This is a genomic window from Deltaproteobacteria bacterium, assembly GCA_021737785.1.
Taxonomy (GTDB): Bacteria; Desulfobacterota; DSM-4660; order Desulfatiglandales; family Desulfatiglandaceae; genus AUK324.
Window position 1 is genome coordinate 1 of sequence record JAIPDI010000008.1, and the last position, 15,981, is coordinate 15,981.

Here is a 15,981-nt window from a genome sequence, read left to right on the forward strand (position 1 = left end):
TTCTCTAAACGTTCCGGCACCTTTTGATCACCTGCCTTTCATAAGATAGTCCATTATGCTATACAGGCAATCAGCAGGAATGTCCAGAACTTTTTTCGCTAATCCATCAAAAATCCATTAACAAACCGGTAATGCTCCCATACCCGTTGTCAGGCAGAGATCTTCAAAGGATGAGGACTTTAAACAAGGTCCGAAATCTACAAAGCCCTGCGGATTATCCAAAGAGACATTTTGACGTAGCGTCACGAAACGGCTGCCGCCGTCGGTATAAAAGGTGTTGCCCCCTGCAAGCGGTCGTTTGCCTGTCGCCACATTCCAGGCGATCAACTGGCCGTTTTCCATGGATGTCCCTTGAAAGCCCGTGGTATAAACGGCGCCGCCGTCCCATAACTTTTCTAAAAAGTATTGGATCTTGTTGTGGACGATCTTGTTCCCCTGTGCCGCCGAGGGCGTGCCGATGTAACCCCACTCGTAGGGTGTTGCGTGGGGCAGTCCTGCAAAGCCACCCGGATCGAGCAGGCCCCAACCCCAGCCGATGGCAATTCCGGCCCATGGGACATGGCTGATCTCATTGTGTTCGACAAGGCTACGGGTGGTAAAACCGATGAAAATCCCGGGGGCGTCGTAGAACTCCTGGCCTGAATATTCGATGAGGTTATTGGCGAGGCGATTGTCGCTCGTCAGCTGGGAGGGATGTTCAGGATGATGATCTTCCGCTGCAATACCGCCGATCTGAATGGCCGCTGCGGAAATATCACTGAAGAGGTTGTTCACGATCTCGTTATTTTGGCTGCCGGTTCCGAAGCTCAGTGCGATGGCGCCCATATGCGCAAACGAATTGCCTTCAATTGTAATGTTCTGCGCATAAACAAAACTCAAATTACCCGGGATGCCCACGGCTTTGGGATCGTGTCCAATCGTGTTGGCCTTATGGTCGGACCCCACCAAGTGAAAACCACTCTGATCGAGGGCGTAGCCATCGGAGCTGTTCGGCGCAAACCAAGTGGCATACATGAAGCTCAGGCCCCTAAAGCGTATGAAGCTCACAGTCTGTGAAACATCGCCGCTGGCATCCACTAATTTCTCAAGAACAGGCAGCTCCACGTCCGCGCTGTTCATATCTTCTCCGTCGTGGGGGATGTAATAAACGGTTTGTGTGCCCGGGTCAAGATACCACTCACCCGCTTCATCCATAAACTCATAGGCATTTTCCCACCAGCTGAGGAGATGAAAATTCCAGGGATAGGGGAACACATTGGCATTATTCCAGCAAGGATTCCCCATGATCACTTCACTATCGTCCCTGATCTCAGCAATGGGGCAACGCATCATTTTCCATTGTGTCACGGTTACGGCTTCGACGGCGGCTGGGTTGTTCCAGGTCGGCGGGATCTGCGGATCGACACCAAAAGTATACTCGTAAGTGTATCCTGAGGAATTGGGTGTGTAATAATTGGGATAGTCCGGTGTGCGAGCTCGAGTGGCGCGCTGACCATTGACATATAGTTGTCGCGGCATGGTTCCGGTATTCACTTGCGCTCGCCAGATGTTGAAACCGGCGTCGTGCAGAGTCCAGCCGCTAACTTTTAGAGCACCCGAGATCACGACGATTTCTCCTGGAGCGGCCTGATAAACCACCTCCGCATCGGGAGCGCCGGAGTCTCCGCCATTTAAAACCAGCGGGCTGCCGAGTCGATAAGTGCCTCCTCTTATGTTAACGTTTATGGTGTAAATTCCCCGATCGTGATTTGCACGGATCACATCCCGGGCGTGCTCTAAGGTTAGAAAGGGATTTTCCGAGTCACCACTGGCCTGGTCACTTCCATTGGTTGCCACCCAGTAGTTTATGGTGCGGGTTTCCGAAGGACCAGTATCCGAAGAACAGGCCGGAATAAAGAACAAAAGCAAGGCCGCGTTCAGATATTTGAACAAGCGATATGACGGACGTTGATTATTTGAAGTCATAGGCCTCCAATCTCACAAACACCGATCAGGGAGCAAGTCTCAGTGCTGACAGAAAAAATTGTTTTATGCAGGACACGATGATGAGCCTGTCTCCTGACCAATTTAGCACAGGGTGAGGGAGACTACAAACCTTATCCATGATAGTGCGTCGACCCAAATGATTTCCATGTCGTTTCTGATCGATGTCAGCGCTGGGAGAATCGTGATAGACCCGATCAACCTTCGTGTGCCACAGGAGCTGGTCCCAGTCGATCGCTGCCCGCTCCCGGCCATTCTTCTTGACGCTCAGACAAGATACATGTTCTCGGCTTCCCGCAGGAGGCGGTCCTTGAATTTGGGGTGTGCAAGGCTGATCACCGCCAACGCCCTCTCTCTGACGGACTTACCCTTAAGATTAACAATCCCGTATTCGGTGGCGAGATAATGCGTATCCATGCGCGGAACCGTAACCACGGCCCCTGATTCGAGACGCGGGACAATCCGGGAAATTTCACCATCGTGGGCGGTCGAGTAGAATGCTATGATTGATTTGCCTCCCTTTGAATTGAAGGCGCCGCGCACGAAGTCAAGCTGGCCCCCCGTACCTGAATACTGCATCCCGCCGATGCTCTCCGAATTGCACTGTCCAAGAAGGTCCACCTCTATGGTCGCGTTAACAGAGATGAAGGTGTCCTGCCTCGCGATGTTCAGCGGGTCGTTGATGTAAGATACAGGATAACTCTCGCAGCTCGGATTGTCATCAATGAAATCATAGAGTTCGCGATCCCCCAGGGCGTTGGTGAACAGGTGCTTCCTGGGATGAAAGCTTTTTCTGCGGCCCGTCGCCGCCCCTTTCTTAATCAGCTCGGCGATGCCCGGGCATAGAAGCTCACTGTGAATTCCCAGATCCTTCCGATCCCTCAGGTACTCGCACACCGCATTCGGAATCCCCCCGAAGCCCACCTGGATTGTAGCCCCGTCAGGCACTTCGGCCGCTACGATCTTTCCAATGACGGCCGCCTCCGGCTTCGGCTGAGTCGGGCTAACCTCCAAGAGCGGCACCTCATTTTCAACCAGCGCGTCCACCTCCGAGATATGGAGCAAGGAGTCTCCGAAAACACGAGGCATCCGTGGATTCACCTCCACGATGAGCTTTCTGCAACAACGGGCAGCAGTGGAGATGTAGTCGTTTATGGCGCCAAACGTAAAAAAACCGTTCTTGTCCATCGGCGAAACAGTGGTCAGCGCCACATCAATGTTCATCAATTCGCTGATGAACCGGGGTATTTGATGGAACAGATTGGGCACGAAATGGTTCAGACCGACTCGGACCATGTTGCGGTCAGCAGGCGAGACAAACCACGTGCAGGCGTTAACGCAGTCACTCAGATCGATAGCCAGGTAGCTCTTCAAGGCGTACTGACCGGGCAGGAGAGTGTAAATATTGACATTTCTGAGATCACCGGCCCGCAGTCGGGTCGCGATGGCCCCCAGTAGCGCAGGCGGCTCACCGCAGGCCATTCCATGGACAATCGTGCTGGAATCCCCTATGTCGGCCACTGCCTGTTCAGCCGTTGTCCTTTTCCTTGCATATAGATCGCTGTACATAAGTCTACTCCTTCCACGTCTCATTTATGCCGCAGCCTGCCGGGGTGCCCGTTAAAGAGCATATCAAGCAAAAAAAACACCTCACGTGAAAAAAAACTTCAAAAGCCTATCTACTTTGCCCCCAAGGCGGCCTGAAGGCCGCAACCAACGCATCAGGAAACTTTTTCCGGCACATTTCCTTCCATTTCTTCAAACAGGTTCCAGGGCACCGCAAAGGCCAGGATACTCTTAAATGTCTGCGCTACCTCCTCAGAAAATAGCCCGAAGGATAAATCCCTGTAGCAGATTACACTCCAATGTCGTATCCACGGATCACGTTTAGCACTTAATCATTTTTATATCAAATGGTTAAGCTATATTTAAGAATACTTGGCAAAAAATTTCCGTGAGAGTCATAAAAAGTTCTTGACATTATCTAACTGGCCGGTTAATTCTACTGATCAGTTAGTTACTTATGGGTACAGATATTCTTTATTAACAACCCTTTAGAAAGGCATAAAAATGGCAATATTGTTTAATGATAATGCAATTAAAGAGATAACCCGGCAGAAAAGTCAATGGCGAGAACAGGTTGACGAAAGCGAAGATAACGCCGAAAAGGTTTTTGAGACGCTTTCAGGCCTTCCCGTTGAGCCTATATACACCCCCGCAGACACAGCCCATATGGACTATCTTAATGATTTAGGGTTTCCCGGACAGGCGCCTTATGTTCGGGGTGTTCACCCGACCATGTACCGGGGACGGACCTGGACCTTGAGACAATTGGCGGGATTTGGTCCTCCTGAAGAGACAAATAAAAGGTACAGGTTCCTTCTCAGGGAAGGGGCGACCGGCATAAACGGTGTTTTTGATTACCCTACCCTCCGAGGATTTGATTCCACAGATCCTTTTGCCCGAGCCGATGTGGGGCGAGGTGGGGTAGCCATTGACACACTCGAGGATATGCGTATCCTTTTTGATGGCATATCCATAGATAAAATCAGCAGTTCTTTGGTTACCTGTCAACCCATCTGCAATATCACTGTTCAGTCAATGTATTTCGCAAATGCGCAGATGCGGAATATCCCACTTGATAAACTGACCGGCACTAGCCAAAACGACTTTTTGATGGAGACGGCCATTACCATCTCACCCGAGCTCTTGCCCCCGAAGGTCTCTTTCAAACTGAGCTGTGATGCCATTGAGTATTGCACCAAGTACGTTCCTCGGTGGAATCCCATAAGCTTTGCCGGCTATAACTATCGAGAAGCCGGATGCTCAGCACCCCAGGAAGTTGCTTTTGTCATTGCCAATGCAATCGCCTGCTCCGAGGAATTGATCCGAAGAGGCCTCTCAATAGACAGCTTTGCGCCCAGGCTAAGCTTTTTCCTCTCTGCACACAATGATTTTTTTGAGGAGGTTGCCAAGTATCGTGCTGCCAGACGAATTTGGTTTCACATAATGAAGGAGCGTTTCGGCGCAAAAAATCCTCGATCCTTGACCTTGCGGTTTCACGTCCAGACTGCAGGCGTCGCTTTAACTGCTCAACAGCCTCTGAATAATATTGCGAGGGCCGCCTACCATGCTTTGTCGGCGGTATTGGGTGGCGCTCAGTCGATTCACATCGATGGATATGATGAAGCCCTGTGCACACCAACCGAGCTTTCGTCCCTAACAGCCCTGAGAACGAACCAAATCCTGCAATTGGAGACAAGAGTCACGAACACAATCGATCCATTAGGTGGATCGTACTTTGTAGAGACCCTAACCAACAAAATGGAGGAGCAGACGCTCAGTCTACTTGGCAAAATTGATGAAATGGGAGGAATAGTCAATGCAACCGAGACTGGCTGGATACATCAAGAAATTTCCAATTCAGCATATAAATACCAACAGGCAATTGAGTCAGGCGACATGAAAATCGTCGGGATCAATTGTTACTGTATGGAAGATGAAAGGCTTCCTGTAGAGCTTTTTGAAAGTCCGGAAACTCTAAACATCCAGGAACAAAAGCTTGTGAAAATTAAGAGTGAGCGAAACAAGCCAGGTGTGACAGAGGCCCTTGATGATATAACGCGATGCTGTGAGGAAGACAGGAATCTCATGGAGGTCATTGTAAATTCAGTAAAAGCCAAGGTTACACAAGGTGAAATTTCAAATACCCTCAAGAAATTTTACGGCACCTGGAATTCTCCCATTTTCTAAACCTATTGCCAATTAAGGAGAGATCATTTTATGAAAAGAAATCTCAGGGTAGTCATCGCACGCCTTGGAATGGATGCGCACTGGCGAGGGAGTATTGTTGTGGCGCGTGCCCTTCGCGATGCAGGAATGGAAGTTATTTATTTGGGTAATCAATTGCCTGAAACCATAGTTGACGCAGCTATGCAAGAAGCCGCTGATATTATTGGCTTAAGCACCCTTTCCGGTAATCATATGGCATTGGCTCCAGAGGTGATCAGGCTTCTCAGAGAAAAGGGCATGTCCGGCACTCCGGTAATTATTGGGGGCACCATACCTCCCGACCACATCCCTAAGCTCAAAGAGGCCGGTATCTCAGAGGTGTTCGGCCCCGGTACGCCGCTTAAAAAAATAATCGACTTTGCTTTTAGCTGTAATTGAGCCACGCTTTACAACATAAGTTGACCTCAACGCATTAAAATTGTTGAAGCCAGGATAAAGGGAATATGAAGACCGAGCAACATTGGTCCCTATTGAGAATAAATAAACTTCAAGAATCAATTTTGGCCGCTGGTATAGATGCTGTTTTTCTTACCTATTCGAGATCCACCCTCTACTATGCAGGCACAACGCAACCATCAGCGCTTATTATCCTGCCCGATGCTTATTTTCTGCTTGTCTTCAGAGGCCTTGATATTGTTTTGGAAGAGACATTCCTTGATATAGACAGAATCCATTCGAGCAGCAGCTACGAAGACGCTAAAGAAATGCTGAAAAGCTACTCAATCACAAAAGGTTCTTTGGGTATGGAGCTGGATATACTTCCCGCGCTTCAATACCTTAAATTTGAACGGCTATTCCAAGACTTCGAAATTGTGGACATATCCCATCTTATCTTAAAACAGCGCCAAATCAAAGACGCTAATGAGATCGAATACATTAAGAATGCATGCAAAATCCTTCATCGTGGTCATGTAAAACTTATGGAGGTACTTATAGAAGGGACAACCGAACTGGACTTGTCTGCAGAAATCGAAGATGCTCAGAGAAGGGCGGGGCATGAAGGCTTGTATTTTATGAGGCCTGTTGATTTTTTTATGGGCCGTGGGCCCCTTGCGTCTGGAGGCAATCTGTCAAAGATCGCAGGCAAGATTCAATCAGTCTCCGGCGTGGGATTAAGCTCATCCATTCCAATGGGCGCCTCGAAAAAGACTATTAAAAAAGCTGAAATGATCGTGGTCGACATTCCCACGCACTATCGCGGCTATCATGCTGATCAAAGTCGAACTTATGTTTTGGGAACACCTCCGCAAATTTGCAAAACCATGTATAGTGCAATTAAGGAAATTGCCGACCGGATTTTAGAGAAGCTGATGCCCGGAATTAGATGTGACGCTTTATATGAGATGGCCATGTCTATTGCTCACGATCTTGGAATGGGCAATTGTTTCATGTGCTTAGGAAGTGACTCAAAAAGGGTTCCTTTTATCGGGCACGGCGTAGGTCTCGAACTCAATGAACCCCCTTTGATTGGTAGCGATAATCAACAGGTTCTTGAAGAGGGCATGGTCATAGCCCTTGAACTTGAAATGAGTGCATCTATTGGCGAAGTGGTTAAGCTCGAGGATACCATCTTGATTGCAGCTGACGGCGTGGAAGTTTTGACCATATCGCCAAGGCAGCTTCACCAGATATGATCAAAACCCCCATTTTCTGAGAAGCAGGATACCTTCAAAACGGGTGATCACCAAATATGTCTACGATACTGAGTGTCAACAATATAGAGGTTATCTATAAGGACGTTATTCTTGTTTTAAAAGGCATGTCCTTGGCAGTAAATGAAGGCCAAATTGTGACCATACTGGGCAATAATGGGGCCGGAAAGACCACTACATTGAAGGCGATCTCAGGCATCCTGAAGACTGAGAATGGTGAAGTGACTGATGGCACAATTGAATTCTATGGCGACCGAATAGATAAACAACCTGCGGAATCAATCGTTCGCAGGGGTATATTCCAGGTAATGGAGGGGAGACGCGTTGTAGAAGACATGACTGTCGAAGAGAACCTTTTTGCCGGAGCTCATACTCAGAAAAATAGAAAGAATAGAAAAACGGACATACAGATGGTTTATGACTATTTCCCTGCTCTGGTCCCCAGGAAGAAAATATTAGCAGGCTATATCAGTGGAGGGGAACAACAAATGCTTGTGGTTGGCAGGGCGATGATGTCTCGGCCAAAATTACTGTTACTCGATGAGCCATCAATGGGACTGAGTCCACTTCTTGTATCGGAGATTTTCAAAATTATCCAGAAAATCAATAAGGAACAAAAAACCTCCATTCTCTTGGTGGAGCAAAATGCCAGATTGGCTTTGTCCATTGCTTCTCACGGGTACGTTATGGAAAATGGCCGCGTAGTGCTGGATGATACGGTTGAAAAGCTATTAGAGAATGAGGATGTAAAGGAATTCTATCTCGGTTTTAGTGAGGTTGGTGTAAAAAAAAGCTATCGAGATGTCAAGCACTACAAAAGAAGGAAACGATGGCTAACCTGAAAGACACCTCTTGCAGCGAGGAATAGCATGCCAGAAAATATGGCCTTTTTTTCTCAGTTGATCGTAACCGGATTGGTTCTAGGAAGCGTCTATTCATTAGTTGCCTTAGGATTTGTTCTTATTTACAAATCAACCAGTGTTCTAAACTTTGCTCAGGGCGAACTGTTGATGTTTGGAGCCTATATATGTCTGGTACTAACAGTCCAATTCCATATCCCGTTTATCTGGTCCTTCTTGTTGACCCTGGTTTTTTCATTCGTTTTAGGTCTTTTGATGGAAAGGGCTCTGCTCCGTCCGATGCTCGGTGAATCCATTATTTCGATCATCATGATAACTATTGCCCTCTCTACGTTGATGAGGAGCTTGATTCAAATTGTTTGGGGTACACAAACTAAAGTCTTCCCTTCAATTTTTTCGGACAAACCCATATATATTTTCGGACTGTTCGTAGCAGAGGTACATCTTTACAGCCTAGGTATCGCAATGATCTGCGTAGCGATGTTTGGACTGTTTTTTAAATTTAGTTCCGCAGGCCTGGCAATGCGTGTCACAGCTTTCAACCAGCAGGTAGCGCAGACAATGGGAATAAACATCAAGAGAATTTTTGCGCTGGCATGGGCAATCTCTGCCGTTGTTTCTTCAATCGGCGGCATCATTCTTGGCAATATTAACGGTATAAACAATGCGTTGGCCATAATGGGTCTCAAGGTTTTTCCCTGCGTAATTCTGGGAGGCCTGGATAGCATTCTTGGCGCGATTGTTGGCAGCCTAATAATGGGTATACTTGAAAATATTGCTGGAGGCTATCTGGACCCTATACTCGGAGGAGGTGTAAAGGAGGTGGCGCCTTTTGTATTTCTGGTAATAATTCTGATGATCAGGCCTTACGGCCTATTTGGAAAAAAACTCGTAGAAAGGCTATAGCATTCATTTAAAACGCATAAAGTCAGTCATCCACGACTAATGTAATTGCAAAGGACATTAATATTATGCCTTGTGGATTGTTTCATACCCGGTATAGAACAGATGAACGTATCTTTAAAACCCTCTGGGTAAGATCCTGGGTAGCAGCCCTAAGCTTGGCCGTCCTGTTACTCCCCCTTTTTGTTACGAGTTACATCCTTTATGTATGCAACACGATATTTATCTTCATTGTTGGGGCTATCGGACTCAACATCTTAACGGGTTTTACTGGCCAGATTTCCATAGGTCACGGCGCATTTGTCGCCATAGGGGCCTATAGCTCGGCGATCATAGCAACCAAGCTTAATTTGCCTTTCTGGATCGCATTGCCTGTAGGTGGATTAACAGCTGTCTTGGTTGGCATACTTTTTGGCCTACCTTCTTTAAGAGTCAAGGGGCTCTACCTGGCCATTGCTACATTGGCCGCACAGTTCATCACGGACTATACAATAGTTCACTGGGAAAGCATGACCAACGGTATCACAGGCATGTATGTGCCGAGTCCCCATTTGTTTGGATTTACATTCGACAGTGACGGCAAATTTTTCTATCTTCTTCTGGCTTTTGCCGTTGCTGCCGTCATGACTGGAAGAAACCTGTTCAGGACAAAGATCGGCAGGGCACTGATTGCTGTGAGGGACAGAGACATTGCAGCCAATCTCATTGGGATAAGTTTGTTCAAATATAAGCTTTTAGCTTTCTCTTTGAGTTCTTTTTATGCCGGTATTGCAGGCAGTTTATGGGGCTATTATACGAATATTATTACGCCTGAGCACTTCACTATCGTATTATCAATCGATTATCTGGCCATGATCATCATAGGCGGCCTGGGAAGTATTTTGGGAACGGTTTTTGGAGTTATTTTTATGACCCTACTTCCTGAATTACTAACGACAGCAAGTATTTTACTTAAGGATACATTTGGTCAAGTGACAACGTTGCTTTCCGCAATAAAGGGTTTGGTTTTTGCACTTGCCATTATTCTGTTTTTGCTTTTTGAGCCTGAGGGTCTTGCGGAAATATGGAGGAGGGTTAAGGTGTACTGGAAACTGTGGCCGTTTTCCTACTAAATTCATAATTCAGTGCTAGGAGACTCAACTGGACGAAAGGGGGGGTGATACATACATAAAACGGGTCGGTTCGCCACGCTGCATTTGATAAAATATTTCGCAGAGGTTGTGAAGGAGGGGAAAATGGGAAAGAACAGAATTTTTGCATTTATTCTCGTTACATTAGTTATTGGCTTCACTGTGATTCTATTTACAGCAACCAGTTCCATCGCAAAGGAGAAAATCAAGATAGGAGGCATTGTAGATCTTACTGGACCAACAAATGACATAGGCGTCCCTTACGCAGAAGGAGTTTCCGATTATTTTGATAAAGTCAATAAAGGCGGAGGGATAAACGGAAGAATGATCGATTATTATGCAATTGACTTCCAATATAAACTCCCCCAGGCCATGGCGGCTTATAAGAGGCTGGTTAGCCAGCAGGGCGTCATTGCCGTTGTAGGATGGGGGACAGGAGACTGCAAGGCCAGGATCCCACTTGTAAATAGGGATAAAGTCGTTCAGGTCACTACATTTTCCCTTGATCAGACGGAACCGCATACCGATTACAATTTTTGTCATTTGATAAGCTATACCCATCAGGTAATTGGCATGCTACAGTACGCCAAAGACCATCCAAAGGAAGAGGGGCGGAAAGTTCGAGTGGCCCTTGTATATTCTGATGCGGAATATGGTAGAGCCCCGGTCAGGAATATAGAAAGCCGAGGCGTTATAGAAAAGATTGGGGTTGAAATCGTCGACAAAGAAATAATAAGCCAAACAGCTACAGAGGCTGTGTCTCAATGTTTGAAACTGCAACAGACCAAGCCCGATTATACGATTGTCATCTTAACGCCAAAGCCCGCGGCCGTTTTCTTAAAAGACGCCAAAAAGGCGGGCTTGGATACCACATTTATGGGATTTTCCTTTCTGGGTGATTACAGTCTGCTAAAATTGCTTGGCGACGCCGGAGAAGGTCTAATCGTCGCAGCTCCCTCTTCCTACGGGCACGAGAAAGACATCCCGGGGATCCAGAAGATATGGGAATACAATCAAAAGTATCACCCTGATAGAAAGGTTATCGAATTGCAGTACGTTTACGGATGGCTTTATGGCATGTTGATCGAAGAAGCTCTAAAAAAAGCCGGTGACAACATCACAGGAGAAGGGCTCAAAAACGCACTTGAAACAATAACCAATTTCAATTCAGAAGGAATCGCTCCTCCCATCACCTTCAACTCCAAGAATCATCGAGGCAGCTATATGTTCAAGCTGTCCCGGGCCAATCCCGAAAAAGGCACTTTCGAATCCTTTACCGATTGGATAGAAGTAAAAGAATAACCCCACAAGAAAACCAACCCCCTGTCCGTGCCCTTTTGGTGGGCAGGGGGACATTAACTGCAATTAGCCTCAGTTTTGGTTATATGCCGTCTCACTTCGAAGGAGAGCCAATAGTGCGTGAAAGGGAATACCAGCTTGTAATTGACAGCATAGCGCTATCATTTCAAGGCGTTAAAGCCCTGCATGATGTTAGCCTCAAGGTCAAAAAGGGCACCATTTTTTCTATTATTGGACCAAATGGCGCAGGTAAAACCTGTGTGCTCAACTCCATTAATCGTTTTTATAAAGTGAATAGGGGAGAAATCTCTTTTGAGGGGCGCGAACTCACCAAACTGCCCTCCCATATGATTGCAGAACTTGGTATTGCCAGAACCTTTCAGGGAACAGAACTATTTCATGGATTGACCGTCTTGGATAATATCAAGTTGGGCGCCCATGTCCGACTCAAGACAGGTGTTTTTTCTGCGTTGTCTTACTTCGGCAAGGCTCACCTTGAAGAGATGAAACTCAGAAAGGAAGTAGAGGAAACGATCGTTGATCTTCTTGAAATCGAATCAATCAGAAAAAAGGTGGTGGGGACACTCCCATATGGTTTGCAAAAACGTGTCGAATTGGGCAGAGCCTTGGCAATGAAACCAAAATTATTGCTGCTTGATGAACCCATGGCTGGGATGAACTTGGAAGAGACTGAAGATATGGCGCGTTTCATACTTGACGTCAATGAAGAGTGGGGAACCACTATTGTTTTAATTGAGCATGATATGGGTGTGGTTATGGATGTTTCTGATACGATATGTGTCCTTGATTTTGGCGTAAAAATTGCCGAGGGGAACCCTAAAGACATCAGGGAAAATCCCAAAGTTGTCAGCGCCTATTTAGGCGAAGAAGAAGTATCCTATTCGAGGCTTGGGGCTTAACTCTTGACAAACGACATCCTGCTTATTCTTTTGATACAAAATTATCGAATGGTCCCATTTTCTCTTTGAAAATGCCGGTATCATAAGGACTGTCTGACGAAAAGGATATTGTTTACCGTTGACTCTGGAGGATTGATTTATGCGCTCAACCACCTTGCCGGGCCTATTAGTTGATAACAGGAATAAATTCGGCGACAAGAAAATAGCGCTTCGCGAAAAGGAATATGGGATCTGGCAGGAATACACGTGGAAAGATTACTACGAGCATGTTAAGAACTTTGCCATGGGAATCCACAGCTTAGGATTCAAGAGTGGGGAAAAATTGGCCATCATCGGGGATAACCGCCCTGAGTGGGTGTGGGCCGAATTGGCTGCTCAGTCTCTTGGAGGGATCCCTCTGGGTATTTACCAGGACTCCATACTCAATGAAGTTGTTTATATCATAAATCATTCCGAATCTACCATAGTCGTGGCAGAAGACCAGGAACAATGTGATAAAATATTGTCTCTAAAGAAAAAAATCCCAAATGTCATAAAGCTTGTTTATACGGATCCCAAGGGAATGAGGGGCTATGATGACGACCTGTTAATAAGTTTTGAAAAAGTAGAAGATTTGGGCAAAGAGATGGCCCTGTTGGACCCGTCCTTTTATGATAGCGCGGTAACGAATCTTGATGAAGATGCCATTGCTATAATTGCCTACACGTCAGGCACAACCGGGTTTCCCAAGGGGTCTCTTTTGACTCACAAAAACATGCTATCCATGGCTAAGAATCTCAATAAAGTCGATCCGAAATATGAAGATGATGAGTTCGTTTCCTTTTTGCCTTTACCGTGGGTGGGAGAGCAAATGATAGGGGTTTCTTCTTCTCTTTATATTGGATTTACAGTTAATTTTCCCGAGGAACCTGAGACCGCCACAGAAGATCTCTATGAAATAGGGCCAAATCTCATGTTTTCTCCCCCTAGGGTTTGGGAGCAAATGTCTCGATCCATTATGGTCAAGATCTTGGACGCCTCCTATTTGAAACGCTTTATTTATGAGCTCTGCCTGCCCATTGGGTACAGATGGGCTGATTTTAAGTTCGAAAAGAAAGTGCCTCCAAGGCTCTGGAGGCTAATTTATGCCTTGGCCTATTTGGCAGTTTTCCGTTCGCTTAAAGATCGGTTAGGATTCTCAAAGCTTCGATCCGCAACCACTGGCGGGGCTTTACTGGGTCCGGATGTATTCAGATTTTTTCATGCCCTTGGTATAAATCTGAAGCAGATATACGGACAGACAGAAATCTCAGGTATTTCAACTATACATCACAAAGGGGATGTAAAATTCGACACGGTGGGCATCCCAATTCCGGAAACGGAAATAAGGATATCTGAGGAGGGCGAAATCATTTCCAGGAGTCCATCTCTGTTTCAGGGGTATTGGAAAAACCCTGAAGCCACGGAGGAAACTCTCAAGAATGGATGGCTACACTCAGGTGATGCTGGCTATTTTACAGAAGATGGGCACTTGGTCTGTATCGACCGAGTCAAGGATCTTATGGAACTCAACAATGGAACGAGGTTCTCTCCACTCTTTATTGAGAACAAGTTGAAATTTTGCCCTTATATTGTAGAGGCCGTAATCGTAGGCCACAAAAGGGACTTTATTGCTGGTATTGTTTGTATTGATTTCAAGCATGTTGGAAAATGGGCAGAAGATCATAATATTCCTTACACAACATATTCTGATCTTGCCTCAAGAAAGGAGATTTATCAATTAATCGAGAATGAAGTTTATCGAGTGAATAGGACTTTGCCCAAAGAGATGAGAGTTCACAGATTTTTTCTATTGTATAAGGAACTGGATCCCGACGACGAGGAATTAACAAGGACAAGAAAGGTAAGACGTGGCTTCATAAACGAGAAATATGCAAATGAAATTGGGGCGCTATATAGTAATGTTGAAATACTGCCAGTCGAGACCAAAATCAAGTATCAAGATGGGAGAACAGCTACGATTAAAACGGAACTATTCTTCTGTACCATGAAGCATGATGGCTATTACGAAAAAATGGTTCGGAAAAAGAAATGGTGGCAAAGAGAAAAAGGATAGCCAAAAATGCGGTAATGTCACCTGATCATTGCCAATCTTGACGAATCATTGTTAAACTAAATTATATCCATCGATAACGATTTTACGATAATGTTCGTTGACAGGATTCTTGACAAGAGGTGTATTGGGGAATATTGTACCCTGGATTTTCTTCAGAGAAATTGTTCCTTTTTCTCGCAGGCGGTTTTTTTGGATCCCATAAAAAGCCGTTCGAAACATTTGTGTAGGCTGGGTGTGAATAAATGGTCAAACCTGGGAGTCATGGACGGCGATGGGATCTGCAAGAAACTCACCCATATGTGTTCCATCTGCTCAATCATCCTTCTGTATTCGCACTTCCTTCGGAGGTTGTTATCGGAGAGCTATAGTTTCCTTAAACCTTTTCTCAATCGTTATGATGTCCAAGGTGTCGTCAGCAACCTCATTTAGGTCACGTGTTTTTCATGCCAAAAAAAATCTCCAGCAAAAAATGCCCTTTGCCCATCAAAATATTATCTGCGGTAGATGGAAGCGATCTGAATAAGGGGTGACCATGGCTACAAGAAACGGAAAATCCAATTTTAGAGGATTGGATAAAAGCCTAAAAATTCAAAAGATTATTGATACTGCCGCGGAGATCTTTCATAAGAAAGGTTACAGATCAACGACCCTCGATGATGTGTCACGGGAATTGGGGATTACCAAGGCTGCGTTATACCATTACGTGTCCAGTAAAGAAAAACTCCTTTCTAAAATCTATATTCAGGCATTGGAGAATATTTTTAAAAATACCTATAAAATTGCCGGAAAAAATTTGCCCCCTGATATGAAGTTAAAGCTTATCATACAAAATCATATTAAAAGCATTATCATTGGCTCTATTTCTATGTTCTCTGTTTTTTTTACTGAGGAGAATCAACTTCCCGAGGAAGAAGTCAGGAAAATCAGGAAAGAAAAAACGAAATATAATCAAATTGTTGAAGAAATTCTCGAGGAAGGTATGTCTCAAGGCCTGTTTAGGCGGGCTGATCCAAAGCTGCAAGCATTCGCCATAACAGGGATGTGTAACTGGGTATACAAATGGTATAAACCCGGGAATTCCTTTTTCACTCCTGATCAAATCGCTGACCATTTTACACGCCTACTTGAGAGAGGGTATCTAATAGTTGACAAAGAACCGGTCGAAGACTTAGCCGAAACACAGAGAGGGACCAAGAAGATCCCAGAGGCTAAAAAGGATCAGTTTAAAAAGGTCAAAGACCAGTGCATGGGTTTGATAGAACTTATCAATGAGATAGAGAATTTAAGCTGAAGAGTAATCCCTGACCCGGAAAAATTCATATCAGGTTCTTTAGGCAACCGCCCGCC

General features: G+C 45.7%; 12 protein-coding genes. 10 read left to right on the top strand and 2 right to left on the bottom strand.

What is annotated here, in order from left to right:
* Nucleotides 1-117: 117 nt before the first annotated feature.
* Nucleotides 118-1,965: a right-handed parallel beta-helix repeat-containing protein gene (locus K9N21_05900; GenBank protein ID MCF8143436.1), complete on the bottom strand. Its 1,848-nt coding sequence runs from the start codon at nt 1,963-1,965 to the stop codon at nt 118-120.
* Between the two features lie 285 nt (nt 1,966-2,250).
* A complete protein-coding gene (locus K9N21_05905) occupies nt 2,251-3,552 on the bottom strand; it encodes a 4-hydroxybutyrate--acetyl-CoA CoA transferase (GenBank protein MCF8143437.1) in 1,302 nt (433 codons plus the stop codon).
* A gap of 501 nt (nt 3,553-4,053) precedes the next feature.
* Here K9N21_05905 and K9N21_05910 point away from each other — a divergent pair.
* The 10 genes from K9N21_05910 (at nt 4,054) to K9N21_05955 (ending at nt 15,925) form a co-directional block, all read left to right on the top strand.
* The gene (locus tag K9N21_05910) at nt 4,054-5,736 is read left to right on the top strand and encodes a methylmalonyl-CoA mutase (GenBank protein ID MCF8143438.1); all 1,683 of its coding nucleotides are present in this window, start codon (nt 4,054-4,056) and stop codon (nt 5,734-5,736) included.
* A gap of 30 nt (nt 5,737-5,766) precedes the next feature.
* Entirely contained in the window at nt 5,767-6,153 is a 387-nt protein-coding gene (locus K9N21_05915) for a cobalamin B12-binding domain-containing protein (GenBank protein MCF8143439.1), read from the top strand.
* Between the two features lie 65 nt (nt 6,154-6,218).
* The gene (locus K9N21_05920; protein MCF8143440.1) at nt 6,219-7,409 is read left to right on the top strand and encodes a Xaa-Pro peptidase family protein; all 1,191 of its coding nucleotides are present in this window, start codon (nt 6,219-6,221) and stop codon (nt 7,407-7,409) included.
* A gap of 65 nt (nt 7,410-7,474) precedes the next feature.
* Nucleotides 7,475-8,269: an ABC transporter ATP-binding protein gene (locus K9N21_05925; protein MCF8143441.1), complete on the top strand. Its 795-nt coding sequence runs from the start codon at nt 7,475-7,477 to the stop codon at nt 8,267-8,269.
* Nucleotides 8,270-8,308: 39 nt separating this feature from the next.
* Nucleotides 8,309-9,193, top strand: a complete 885-nt coding sequence (locus K9N21_05930) for a branched-chain amino acid ABC transporter permease (protein MCF8143442.1) — start codon at nt 8,309-8,311, stop codon at nt 9,191-9,193.
* Nucleotides 9,194-9,258: 65 nt separating this feature from the next.
* On the top strand, nt 9,259-10,302 hold the full coding sequence (locus K9N21_05935) for a branched-chain amino acid ABC transporter permease (protein ID MCF8143443.1): 1,044 nt from the start codon (nt 9,259-9,261) through the stop codon (nt 10,300-10,302).
* A 123-nt stretch (nt 10,303-10,425) separates the two neighbouring features.
* The gene (locus tag K9N21_05940) at nt 10,426-11,622 is read left to right on the top strand and encodes an ABC transporter substrate-binding protein (GenBank protein MCF8143444.1); all 1,197 of its coding nucleotides are present in this window, start codon (nt 10,426-10,428) and stop codon (nt 11,620-11,622) included.
* 83 nt (nt 11,623-11,705) lie between these two features.
* Nucleotides 11,706-12,539 (top strand): ABC transporter ATP-binding protein, encoded by an 834-nt coding sequence (locus K9N21_05945; protein MCF8143445.1) that lies wholly within the window; start codon nt 11,706-11,708, stop codon nt 12,537-12,539.
* A 139-nt stretch (nt 12,540-12,678) separates the two neighbouring features.
* A complete protein-coding gene (locus K9N21_05950) occupies nt 12,679-14,634 on the top strand; it encodes an AMP-binding protein (protein ID MCF8143446.1) in 1,956 nt (651 codons plus the stop codon).
* 532 nt (nt 14,635-15,166) lie between these two features.
* Nucleotides 15,167-15,925, top strand: coding sequence for a TetR/AcrR family transcriptional regulator (locus tag K9N21_05955; protein ID MCF8143447.1), 759 nt, complete (start codon nt 15,167-15,169; stop codon nt 15,923-15,925).
* Nucleotides 15,926-15,981: the final 56 nt, after the last annotated feature.

Coding starts and splice junctions, on each gene's coding strand:
- K9N21_05915 (MCF8143439.1), top strand. CDS start 5,767: ATGAAAAGAAATCTCAGGGTAGTCATCGCACGCCTTGGAATGGATGCG.
- K9N21_05940 (MCF8143444.1), top strand. CDS start 10,426: ATGGGAAAGAACAGAATTTTTGCATTTATTCTCGTTACATTAGTTATT.
- K9N21_05905 (MCF8143437.1), bottom strand. CDS start 3,552: ATGTACAGCGATCTATATGCAAGGAAAAGGACAACGGCTGAACAGGCA.
- K9N21_05950 (MCF8143446.1), top strand. CDS start 12,679: ATGCGCTCAACCACCTTGCCGGGCCTATTAGTTGATAACAGGAATAAA.
- K9N21_05930 (MCF8143442.1), top strand. CDS start 8,309: ATGGCCTTTTTTTCTCAGTTGATCGTAACCGGATTGGTTCTAGGAAGC.
- K9N21_05955 (MCF8143447.1), top strand. CDS start 15,167: ATGGCTACAAGAAACGGAAAATCCAATTTTAGAGGATTGGATAAAAGC.
- K9N21_05900 (MCF8143436.1), bottom strand. CDS start 1,965: ATGACTTCAAATAATCAACGTCCGTCATATCGCTTGTTCAAATATCTG.
- K9N21_05910 (MCF8143438.1), top strand. CDS start 4,054: ATGGCAATATTGTTTAATGATAATGCAATTAAAGAGATAACCCGGCAG.
- K9N21_05945 (MCF8143445.1), top strand. CDS start 11,706: ATGCCGTCTCACTTCGAAGGAGAGCCAATAGTGCGTGAAAGGGAATAC.
- K9N21_05935 (MCF8143443.1), top strand. CDS start 9,259: ATGCCTTGTGGATTGTTTCATACCCGGTATAGAACAGATGAACGTATC.
- K9N21_05920 (MCF8143440.1), top strand. CDS start 6,219: ATGAAGACCGAGCAACATTGGTCCCTATTGAGAATAAATAAACTTCAA.